The sequence below is a fragment of the Levilactobacillus fujinensis genome, assembly GCF_003946335.1.
Classification (GTDB): domain Bacteria; phylum Bacillota; class Bacilli; order Lactobacillales; family Lactobacillaceae; genus Levilactobacillus; species Levilactobacillus fujinensis.
Window position 1 is genome coordinate 40858 of sequence record NZ_RHNX01000024.1, and the last position, 11140, is coordinate 51997.

General features: G+C 48.6%; 10 protein-coding genes. 6 read left to right on the top strand and 4 right to left on the bottom strand.

The features are described 5' to 3' along the window. The first annotated feature begins 10 nt into the window (after positions 1 to 10). Together EKM89_RS09340 and EKM89_RS09345 are read left to right on the top strand one after the other, a co-directional pair. The gene (locus tag EKM89_RS09340; RefSeq protein WP_125687922.1) at positions 11 to 826 is read left to right on the top strand and encodes a Cof-type HAD-IIB family hydrolase; all 816 of its coding nucleotides are present in this window, start codon (positions 11 to 13) and stop codon (positions 824 to 826) included. 95 nt (positions 827 to 921) lie between these two features. Further along, on the top strand, positions 922 to 1584 hold the full coding sequence (locus tag EKM89_RS09345; RefSeq protein ID WP_125687924.1) for a hypothetical protein: 663 nt from the start codon (positions 922 to 924) through the stop codon (positions 1582 to 1584). 263 nt (positions 1585 to 1847) lie between these two features. Here the strand turns inward: EKM89_RS09345 and EKM89_RS09350 are convergent, their stop codons facing one another. Next, a complete protein-coding gene (locus tag EKM89_RS09350) occupies positions 1848 to 2195 on the bottom strand; it encodes a hypothetical protein (RefSeq protein ID WP_125687926.1) in 348 nt (115 codons plus the stop codon). 212 nt (positions 2196 to 2407) lie between these two features. After that, positions 2408 to 3367 carry a nucleoside hydrolase gene (locus EKM89_RS09355; protein WP_125687928.1) on the bottom strand — a complete coding sequence of 320 codons (960 nt, stop codon included), beginning with the start codon at positions 3365 to 3367 and terminating at the stop codon, positions 2408 to 2410. Positions 3368 to 3955: 588 nt separating this feature from the next. On the opposite strand from EKM89_RS09355, the gene EKM89_RS09360 reads away from it, so the two are divergent. After that, positions 3956 to 4999 (top strand): PrsW family intramembrane metalloprotease, encoded by a 1044-nt coding sequence (locus tag EKM89_RS09360; protein ID WP_125687930.1) that lies wholly within the window; start codon positions 3956 to 3958, stop codon positions 4997 to 4999. Here EKM89_RS09360 and EKM89_RS09365 read toward each other — a convergent pair. Further along, a complete protein-coding gene (locus EKM89_RS09365) occupies positions 4984 to 5739 on the bottom strand; it encodes an alpha/beta hydrolase (RefSeq protein ID WP_125687932.1) in 756 nt (251 codons plus the stop codon). The two genes, EKM89_RS09360 and EKM89_RS09365, sit on opposite strands and share 16 nt — an antisense overlap. Positions 5740 to 5778: 39 nt before the next feature. Here EKM89_RS09365 and EKM89_RS09370 point away from each other — a divergent pair, with 39 nt between their 5' ends. Next, on the top strand, positions 5779 to 6771 hold the full coding sequence (locus EKM89_RS09370; RefSeq protein ID WP_125687934.1) for an NAD(P)/FAD-dependent oxidoreductase: 993 nt from the start codon (positions 5779 to 5781) through the stop codon (positions 6769 to 6771). A 439-nt stretch (positions 6772 to 7210) separates the two neighbouring features. Here EKM89_RS09370 and EKM89_RS09375 read toward each other — a convergent pair whose 3' ends face one another. Beyond that, entirely contained in the window at positions 7211 to 9301 is a 2091-nt protein-coding gene (locus EKM89_RS09375; RefSeq protein WP_318531000.1) for an LTA synthase family protein, read from the bottom strand. A gap of 375 nt (positions 9302 to 9676) precedes the next feature. Here EKM89_RS09375 and EKM89_RS09380 point away from each other — a divergent pair, with 375 nt between their 5' ends. Together EKM89_RS09380 and EKM89_RS09385 are read left to right on the top strand one after the other, a co-directional pair. Then, on the top strand, positions 9677 to 10342 hold the full coding sequence (locus tag EKM89_RS09380) for a histidine phosphatase family protein (protein ID WP_125687937.1): 666 nt from the start codon (positions 9677 to 9679) through the stop codon (positions 10340 to 10342). A gap of 16 nt (positions 10343 to 10358) precedes the next feature. After that, on the top strand, positions 10359 to 10793 hold the full coding sequence (locus tag EKM89_RS09385) for a GNAT family N-acetyltransferase (protein WP_125687939.1): 435 nt from the start codon (positions 10359 to 10361) through the stop codon (positions 10791 to 10793). The last annotated feature ends 347 nt before the right edge of the window (positions 10794 to 11140 follow it).

Sequence of the window (11140 nt, forward strand, 5' to 3'; positions counted from 1 at the left end):
TCAATGACGAATGATTAAGATGATTGCGCTCGACCTAGATGAAACTTTGCTCAACACGGACAAGACTATCAGTGAGGCCAACGCAGCTGCACTACGACAGTTGCACACAGCGGGGATTAAAGTGGTGCTGTGTACTGGACGACCAATCAACGCCATCTGGGGGTATCTAGAGCAGCTGGGACTAACGACCACGGAGGATTACACGATTACGTTTAACGGGGCGTTAGTGATTCAAAATACGACCAAGGAAGCCTTAGCTCAGAGCGGCTTGAGCCGTAACGATTTCAAGCCACTCCATGCATTCGCGACGGCGCATAGCTATCCGCTAGATGTACTGGATTTCGATCAGGTTTACCCAGTTGCGGATCTCGCTAAGTCGGAGTATCAACAAATGTTGAAGGCCCCAATGACGTTTACGCCAACGGCCTTTAATGACTTACCGGATCACTTGTTCAGTAAGGCTGTTATGGCGACAACACCGGCAGTCTTGGACGATGTGGTGGCAAACTTAACGCCGGCGCTACGTGAGCAGTATCACGTGGTACGCTCGCAGCCCAAGATTTTGGAATTCTTGGCCGCTGATATGGATAAGGCGGTTGGGTTAGGCCAACTGTTAACACACTTCGGCTGGGATTTTAGTAATCTAATGGCTTTTGGCGATGCGGAAAATGATTTGGGGATGATCAAGGCCGCTGGTGATGGGGTTGCCATGTTAAATGGGCAACCAGAAGTTAAGCAGGCAGCCAATCACATTACCCCGAAGAGTAATAATGAGGCCGGTATCGCGGCTTATCTGGAACAGGTGTTTACGGAACTTAAAGATTAACCTGTGCATGTTGCTTGTGTTTGGAAGAACGCTATGGCAGTATGTAAACAGATGAGTGGATGAATTAAGGAAAGATTTGAAGGAGGATTTTTGGTATGAAGCGTTTTTGGATTAAGTTAGGGTTAGTGGTCATGGCTGTAGGAACTTTAGGTGGCGTGGTATCACCAAGTGTTGCCAGTGCCAAGACGAAAGCAAAGCCAACTTTTACGAATACCGATTTAAAGCGTTATTACAAGAGTGATAAATCAAAGACAGCCTTTTATTTTAAGACCTACAAGACGACTGGTAAGAAGACCGGTCAGATGTTGATTCTTGGCGACTTTGGCGCAACGCCTAACGTGAAGTACGGGGTACCAACGTCCATCAAGCTCAGCAAGAACAAGCGCACGTTAACCACCAAGTACAAGCTGATCAAGTTTACGACGACCGATGGCAAGACAACGACGTCATTGACCAAGACCGTTTACACGTTCAAACTAACCAAGAAGACCAGCACGACCTTTACGACCAAACTTACGGGGAGCAAGGCTAGTCGGCGTTTAGGCACGACCGGAACGACTTACACGTATACTAAGGTTAAGAAGAGTCCAGCCGCAGCTTACGCTAAGAAGTACGTTAAGCCAACGTTGTACAAACAATACTTGAAGGCCTTTGAAGATTCTGGTGCCTTAACTGTAGAACAACAAGAAGAATACGCAACGAAGTACGCAGACCAAGGTGTCACCACCATGGTCAACAACTTCAACTACAAATCTTAATGAGACAATCGAAAAAAGTGTCGCCACGGTTATCGTGGCGACGCTTTTTTGCTTGTTCCTAAGGGTTGAAAACCAAAATATTTACCTTGTTCTTGTGACCGTAGAAATTGTCATCACTAAATTAGAGATAACGGCCGTACGCCAGCTGTCAGAGATTCTGCTTGCCGTGGGGACGTCCCCAGTCAAAGAAGAGGTTTTCGGTTTACCGGAAAGCCGCCCAAATCATGCGTCCCCAAGGGCGTTGTAATGCAGTCGAATTTGAACTAACTCGCAAAGATTCGAATGGCACGGTAAATGTTATACAGATAGAGGCCCACACCGATCAAGACGAGTAGGGCAGTGATCAGGAAGCCCCCGCCAACCAATAGCCGACTATTGACGCCGGTGAAGATAGACATGCCTCCTAGTCCCAGCATTAGGACAATAAAGCTGATAAAGGGAAGCAGTTGGAGGACCAGCGCGTGGCGGGCCGATCGTCGAATATCTGGTGCCAGCGGCGTGAAGGCACTAATAATTAGAACTAGCAAAGGGAAGCCAACCGGCATGAAGATAACGCTAAGATAATTAAGACCGTTGATGACGCGGTGTTCGGGTTGAATGATGGGTTGCAAGGCAGCCACCTCCGTTTCGTTTGAGATTGTCCCTATAGTTTAGGGGATTTTCCAATCAGAGTAAAGTCTTTCGACCAGACCATACAAAAAAGACGTCCGCTAGGCGAGCGTCTTTTTGGCAGACATAAATCGTTTTACCACCACGGATTAACCGCTGTCCCATCATCAGGGTGGGGCTAGCGGTCAATCAGGGGATATCATGTCGATCTAGTCTATTTGTTAGCTTTGAACAGAGCAGTTAAGTAGTTCATGAAGACCTTCAGGTAACGGTCCTTGTCAACCATAACGGCAACCTTAACATTTGTAGGTTCGTTCAGACGGTTATCGTCACCGATAGTCCGGCCGTAGGTTTCCTTGTTGTAGTTAACCACCATGTTCAAGTCAATCGTGGTAACGAAGCTAGGGTCCAGAGCAACCCCGACAGCTAGTGGGTCATGCAAAGCACAGCCACCCAAGTTGTCGTTGAATTGCTTGTAAGCTTCAATGTAGTAGTCAACGATGTCGGCAAATTTTTCACCGGCAACCGTGCCTAAGTCACGCCATTGCTGGGTTTCCTTCTTAGTTAAGAGGGTCCGCAGCGTTACATCCAACCCAACCATGGTTGAGTGAAGTGGACTAGTTAAAACGGCGTTAGCAGCTTCGGCATCTTGGTTGATGTTGGCTTCAGCGTAAGCAGTAACGTTACCAGGCATGGTCAAAGCACCACCCATGAAGGTCATATTACCGATCTCTTGGGCAATTTCTGGTGCTTTCTTTAAAGCGGCAGCCAAGTTGGTCATTGGACCAGTTGGTACCAAAGTCAGGTCCTTACCGTACTTATGTGCAGCGTCGATAATGAAATCAACACCGGATTCTTTTTCGATTGCACGGGTTGGGTCTGGTAATTCAACTTCACCGATACCATTTTGGCCGTGAATGTTTGCACTAACTTCCATACGGTCGAAGTGATCTGAAGTTGATGAATGACTTTCACCTAAGTATACTGGAATGTCGGTATGACCCAATAATTCCAAAATCTTCAATGCGTTTTGGCCACCGGCTTCAACGACAACGTTGCCGTAAGAGCCAACGATCCCGATCAAGTCAACATCAGGAGCACCTAATGCGTAAGCGATTGCAAGAGAATCGTCAATACCAGTATCTAAGTCCAAAATCATTTTGCGTTTTGCCATGATATATTGTCTCCCCTTTGATTCTTATTTAAGCTATAAAGCCTACTCTAACTATAATGTAACTGGTTACATTTGGCAAGCTCACTCGCACACCAAGTTGAAGCTGACCCGACTTCAAGGTAAGATAGGGGACAGGTTTAACCGGTTTTAACGGGTATTGTGGGCGTATCATCAATTATAAAAAAATAATTGCTCACGCTGGCTATGCTGAAGGCCAAGCGAAAAAACGGGCTTAATTAGGACTGAAGGGTCAAAAGTAGAGTCACAGTTAGACCACGATGCCAGTGAATCGACTTGTTCATCACTGTACTTGGCGGTGATGTCGCAATTAGGGATGAGAAAGGTTTAGTCGGTAAAGTGGCTAGTTTGGATTGATTCAGGACACGGTCGTTTTGAACTAGATAGAGGATGGAACCGTGTGCGGGCGCTTTGCAACATTGAAAATATAGCAAGCACACCCACTGACTGAGTAGAACGACGTGCCTGAACCCATATCTACCGCACCTCGGCTTACTTGGATATCTTGGGGAGCATAGGTCATGTCGTTAGACCCCTAAAAATTAAGAGACACGAAGGGAGATTAAGGTAATGGCCGAAAAAGAGACCGTGAAGCCGTTCAAACGACGGTTTCAATACCATAATCATTTATTAGATGATGCAACAAAGGAAATGAACGAATGGACCGGGGAGAATAAAGTTGTTGAAATTCACTTGTTCTCCATGTTCACGGAAGTTTTTAAACCGCATGACCGTGACGATGCCGAGGCCTTATTCATTGTTGGCACCAAAGAAACCACGCCCTCGCTGGAAGCCGTTTCGGCGGCCCCGGTGAAGCCCTGGTTGTTTTCGCGCGTCTTTGCGTTGCTGGGAGCTAGTTTTGTTTTACTGGCCATGCTGTTTTTGGTCTTCCGTAGCAACAATGCGGTGCCCGGCATGATTTTTATTGGCTCGTTGACCGTGCCGTTTTCGCTACTGATCATGTTTTTTGAAATCAACGTTTTTCGTAATATCTCAGTCTATCAGTTGATGACGGTCTTTCTGGTCGGGGGAATTCTTTCCCTGGTTGCGACGATGATTCTGTATTCGCTGATTCCATCGGGAAACGGTACGTCGTGGGAGTCAGCCTTGATTGTGGGGTTCATCGAAGAGACCGCTAAGATGTTGGTAATTGCGGCCTTCATTAATCGATTCCATCTCAACTACATTTTTAACGGCCTACTCGTGGGAGCGGCCATCGGCGCTGGGTTTGCGGTCTTTGAGACAGCTGGTTACACGGGGCAGTATGGCCTGGTCACGTTACTGATGCGCAGCTGGCAATCGATTGGGACCCATACCATCTGGTCGGCCATTATGGGAGCGGCCATTATTTTAGCCAAAGAGGGACATCAACCAGTGACCGGGAGCAACATGGTCAAGCCGAAATTTCTGCGCTTCTATTTACTGGCGATTGCCTTGCATGCTATCTGGGACTGGAACGCGCCATTTGCACTATTAAATATTCTCTACTTGCAGCAGTGGCTGCTGATTACTACCGGCTGGGTCGCTATTTTCGTTCTGATCAATGCCGGGTTACGTGAAGCCCGGACGTTACAGGGCCAGCGAATTCTGAAGCGTACTCAGCTGGGCGGATAGAGATACCGAATCACTTTGACGTCGAGTTGCGGATTTTCATGTAATAGCGAGTGTTGTGTTTGCCAAATGGGTCCACGGAACTCTTCATAACGATAACTTCCGACATGACCGGCGACCAAATGACGAAGTGGTGTGACCGTATTGGCGGGAACCTCGCTGTCATTGCCCACCGATCCAATTTCACCGGCTAGATTAAGAATGTGGAGTTGCGGGTAGTGGTACTTTAGCGGCTGACGTCCTGGAAAATCGGCGCCAATGCAGACCAATCGGTTGACCGTTACGGAAGCTTGAGGCCGATGATTCAGATAATCATAGGCAATTGTGCCACCTGAGGAATGGCCGACGAAGTTAACGTGGGTGATGCCGTAGTGGTCGTGAAGTTGATTGAGTACGGTGATCAGTTGACGCGACTGGCGCATGGCGTGCGTGTTATCCTTAAAAATAATCGGAATCAGCGGATTGGTAGTGATGACGTGGTGCTGTTGCCAAGTGACCCGGCCAGTCTGACTGACCCGCGCGGTGAGTGGAAATGAGGCAAGGTGCGGTCGATCTAAGCTCAGCACCATACTGCGCATCGAGAGCCAGGCACCACTATTTCCCGGCAGAAAGAGGGTGGCGGTGTGTGTCTGGGGTACGCGAACCTGATCCAGGACTTGCCAGCGACTGTGCCACCACCAACCGAGGCCACTTAGGACAATTAAAACTGTTATAAAAACGGTGAGGCCGCGGCGATGTTTCACGGTGATCACTTCCTAAAATTTAGAATGGAGTCTTTACTCATGACGGAAAAATACGATATTACCATTGTCGGCGGCGGACCTGCCGGCATGTTTGCGGCTTTTTACGCCGGGATGCACAATGCTAAAACACAGGTCGTAGAAAGTCTGGCGGCGCTTGGCGGTCAGGTTAACGCGCTGTATCCAGAAAAAACGATTCTGGATGTAGCAGGACTGCCCGCCATTAAAGGGCGTGACTTGGTGGCCGCGCAGCAGAAACAGTTGCAGCAATTTCCCTTAACGATTAAGACGGGACAAGCCGTCACCAATATTACACCGAATGCGACTGGTTTCACAGTCACCACGGCCAAAGGAACGACCCAGACGCGTGCCGTCATCGTTGCGGTAGGGAACGGCGCCTTTACACCGCGAAAATTAAATGTGGCTGGCGCGGATGTCTTTACCGGGAAGCAACTCTTTTACAGCGTGCGTGACCTGGAATCGTTTCGTGACCAAGTCGTGATGGTTGCTGGCGGCGGTGACGCGGCCATTGACCAAGCTTTAATGCTGGAACCAGTTGCGAAGTCAGTGACGTTGCTTCACCGGCGGGCGCAGTTCCGTGGGCTAGCGCACATGGTTGACCTCCTACACGCCTCGACGGTCAACGTGAAGACGCCATATCTGATTCGTGATCTGCAGGCTACCGGCGACCAACTCGATGTTACCTTGAAGCCAGTGGGGGTCACGGATGACATGACGCATCAGGTCGTCGACAAATTAGTCGTGAGCTACGGCTTTACCGCCGACCACCACGTCTTGGATGCCTGGGACGTGGATATGGCGGCGGACCAGCGATTAATTTCCGTGGACAGGACTATGGCCACCAGTGTTGACGGCATTTATGCCATTGGCGATGGGGTCATGTATCCTGGTAAACAACCGTTGATTGCGACGGGGTATGGTGAGGCACCAATTGCAGTCCAAGCTATCATGAGTAAGTTTTTCCCCGATCGCCGCGGTCCCGTTCACAGTACCTCCATTACGACTCAACAATAAAACAGTTTCGCCCAAACACCAAAGAAGCTGACCATTCGACTGAAAGATCGAACGGCCAGCTTCTTTAGCTGATACTGAGGTTGAAAGTCTCAAAACACACATTATGACTGTTGTCACAACGATACTGGGCCTAAAATTAGGCAGTGTTGTCCAACCATCGCCATACCGGCTAGCAGATATGGGCTGACGTAGTTGGTCTGAGGCAACATGAATCATGCCGCTAGGAACGCTGCTGAATTATGCTTAAACTTTAGCAGCCACTTGGGATTCAGTGATTGGACTTGACGCGCACAATCAGAGCCGGAGTGCGGCTGTTTTCACTGGTTTAGCCGTGATAAATCCTACTGTCGCAAGAGTAAGATGAATACTTTTGGCTTTCAACCTTCAGTCAGAACTAAAAAATCCGCCCAGCAAACTAGCTAGGCGGATTTTAAACGTGTTATTTACCACTGGTATCATCTTGGTTGGTGATCTTGATCCGGTTGGAATCAGTCGTCTTGTGGCTGAGTTCTGGCGCGTCCGTCTGGTAGAACGGTTGCGTGGACTTATCACCATTTCTGGAGAAGAGACTTGTGGACTTCAGGCCCAGCTTCTTCTCCAACTTTTCTTCCTTTTCGAGCCCGTCTGAGTAATTGTAATCCGATGGGTCGACGGCCGTGAAGCCTTTAGGATGGTAGAAGCGTAGGAGGTTCTTTTGGTTCAGTGAATCGGAGAAGTTCAGTCCTTGATTGACGTGCTTTTGCATCTTTTCAATCTTGGCCTTCAACGCCCCAGTCGGGTGAATCTCCTGTTGTGTCTTATTGCTATAAATGGTACCGTCGACCGATGTGTAGTCTGGGCTGACCCAGTCACGGTTACGGAAGGCGACGACCTGGTTATGTTCCTTTGAGAAGAGGTCGGTCCCAAATTGGATGTACTTCTTGGAACTAAGCCCCATCAAGTGCATAAGCGTCGGCAGGACGTCAATTTCGCCACCATACGTGTGTTCAACCTTACCCTTCTTGTAGCCAGGCATGTTAAACATCAGTGGGACCCGCTGGAGCTGGGCATTGTCGTAATCATCCCAGTCGTCCGGATTGACGCCGAGTAGCTTTGCCAAGCTCTTGTTCGAGGAATTAGAAATACCGTAATGGTCCCCATAGATCATTACCAGCGAATTCTTAGCCAATCCGGATTTCTTCAGATAAGCATAGAATTCTTTGACGGACTGGTCGAGATAGTGGGCCGTCTTGAAGTAGTTGTCGACGGTCTTGTCACCAGTATTTGGCGTCTTAAAGGTCGAATCTTCCTTATCAAGGGTGAACGGGAAGTGGTTCGTGACGGTCAGATACTTCACGTAAAATGGTTGTTGTAAATGTTGCAGGTACTTTACGGAATCGTTGAACAATAGCTTATCCTTTAAGCCATATCCCAGTGATTTATCACCAGAAGTATCGTAATAACTGGCATCGAAGAAGTATTGGTAGCCAAGGTTCTTGTAGGTGTTGCTTCGGTTCCAGAAGCTGGCAACGTTCCCGTGGAAAACGGCGGTCGAATAGCCGGCCTGATCAAAGATGGCAGGTGCGGCCTGGAAAGTATTGTCGTTCCCAAGTTGCGTGAAAAGCGATCCTTGGGGGAGACCAAACGTCCCAGTTTCCAGCATTGTTTCGGCATCAGAAGTCTTTCCTTGACCAACCTCATGGAAGAAATTGTCGAAACTGTAGGTGGACTTACTCTTATAGAGTTTGTTCAGGAAAGGGGTGACTTCCTGACCGTTGATCTTCTTATTGATCAAGAATTGCTGGAAGCTTTCCAGGTGAATGATAATGACGTTTTTCTTTTTGGCGACACCGTAGAGCTTTTTATCTGGAGCAGCGTAATTTTTGTGTACGTATTTCAGGATGCCGGTCAGCTCAGACTTCTTGGCGTGCGACCGTAATTCACTGGTGTGCCCGGACTTGATACCGTCATAAACGGTAAAGGCGTCGAGCCCCAGGTATTTCACCACGTAGGTGCGGTCAAACGTCCGTGTTAGAAGCTGGGGCCGATCCATTTCCCCAAACGTTAGGTTGACGGAGAACGCCAGCAGCGCGGCGGAAGTGACGGCTAAGCCCACTCGCTTGTTGACGGGACGCGGGTCGATGTAGATGCGCCGCGTGGCAATGAGAATTAGGACGACGACTAGGTCGAGCCAAAATAAAATGTCGTGTGGCGAGGTCAGCGCTAGTGAACTACCGGACAGTCCTTGGTCGACCTTCGAGTAGCCCAATACCGTGCTGACGGTCATGAAGTCGGTAAATTCTCGGAAGTAGATGACATTGACGTATAGCAATAGCGTGTTGAGAATGTCAATTAAAAATAAAAAGGGATAAAAGAAACGTGCTCGCTTGAAGTAAAGGGCTAACCCGAAGAGCAGGATGGTCGTTGCGAGGGGGTTCAGTAACAGAATCAAAAACTGAAACGGATCACTTAAATTAAGCTTGAAGTCGACGAAATAGGCGACTAGAGTTTTTAACCAAAACAGGACGACCATTAAGGTCACAAATCCCATCCGGGTCCCTGTCCTAGCCCAGATTCTTTTGAAACGTTCCACGATATTTCGCTCCTTCATTAACACCTGTAATCGTCTTATTTTACCATAGATAGGGTAACTATACTAAAGGCTAAAAGCCTGTGTGGATACCGGCCGAGCTACGGCTGCCAAGAGTTTCGCCTATTGTGAAGGTACTGCGGCCTGAAAGCGCACCAGCCTTCATGGTAAAAAAGACATTTTGTCTATCCTAGCAAAGAACCGCCTCTGCTGGCAACTTTTGGCCGAAGTTTAGGAAAACTTTAAGTCAGATTGTTAAATTGTAACCGCTACCTTGGCATTCTTTGGTACACTAGAGTCAATGGACCTGATGATTTAGGAAAGGTGTGGCGTTGAATGGATAAGCAAGTAACCTTATATGTGGTACGGCATGGTCAAACGTACTTTAACATCTATAATAAGTTGCAGGGATGGAGTAACTCACCGCTAACCGAAGCAGGAATTGCGGACGCCAAGGGTGCCGGTGAACGGCTCAAGGACGTTCAGTTTGCGGCGGCCTACTGTAGTGACACAACCAGGGCGGAACAGACCGCACGAACCATTTTAGCGGCCAATCAGTCCCAACCAGCGGCGCAGCTGACCGCGGCACCATTCTTTAGGGAAGAGTTCTACGGGTATTATGAAGGTACTGATATGGCACAGGCTTGGTACGTGGCAGGGGCACCGCATGGCGTGCCAAGCTTTAAGGCTATCGAGGAGAAGTATTCAATTGGTAAGGCCAAGGACTTTTTAAAGGAAGCCGATCCGTTCCACCAGGCTGAAAACAACGCGGAATATTGGACACGAGTTGACCAGGGATTTGACCTGATTCGGCACAACGAGGCTGTGCATGACGGCGATAATGTCTTGATGATTAGTCATGGCAACACACTGCTGAGTCTGATGGAGCGCTATGGTCAGGGTAAATTTGATCTGAGTGTGCGCCCAGCCAACGGGAGTGTCACCAAGTTACTGTTGACGCCGAATGACATTCAGGTCCTAAGCTACAATCAAAAAGATTAGAAATGAGGTTGGTTTGATGGAATGTAGAATGGCATGGGGAAAATTAAATCCTTGTTATGACGACGCTTTGGCAATTCGCAAGGAGGTCTTCATCGGTGAACAAGGCATCGACCCGAAAATTGAGTTGGATGGGACCGATGAGGATAAGATGCATTACGTGGGTTACGTCGACGACAAACCCGTTACGACCGCACGGATCGACATGCTCGGTGGCAACCGGGTCAAAATTCAACGTGTCGCCACGGTGGCCAGTGCCCGTAAGCAGGGGTACGCGGGAGAATTGATCAAGCAGATTATTAAGGACGCCCGTAGCTCTGATGTCGCCCATATCGAGTTGGACGCCCAACTAACGGCATTAGCGTTCTATGAAGAACTCGGCTTCAAGCCAGTGGGGGACCTCTTCGAAGAAGCCGGAATCCAACACCGGACGGTCGAATATCAGGAAGATTAAATTGTAATTTTGTAACAGGGGTCGGTTGAGAAGTTATCTCGGCCGACTTTTTTTACTAAAGTCTAAAGGTTGAAAGCCAAAATTTTTGCATTACTCTTGCGACAATAGGAATTATCACGGCTAAATTAGTGAAAACAGCCGCACTCCGGCCGTCAGGGATTCCGCTGGCTGTGGGGAACGCTTCCAGCCAAAGGGCGGGCTTCCAGCTCGCCTGAAAGCCGCAAAAATCAGGCGTCTCCCAGGTCGTCCCACGATGTAAGCCGGAAAAGATGAAGTGCCGTAAAATTATTAGACAGAAAGACTAATAATTTTGAGGTGGTTTTATGAAGAAATATACGTTTGAGTTC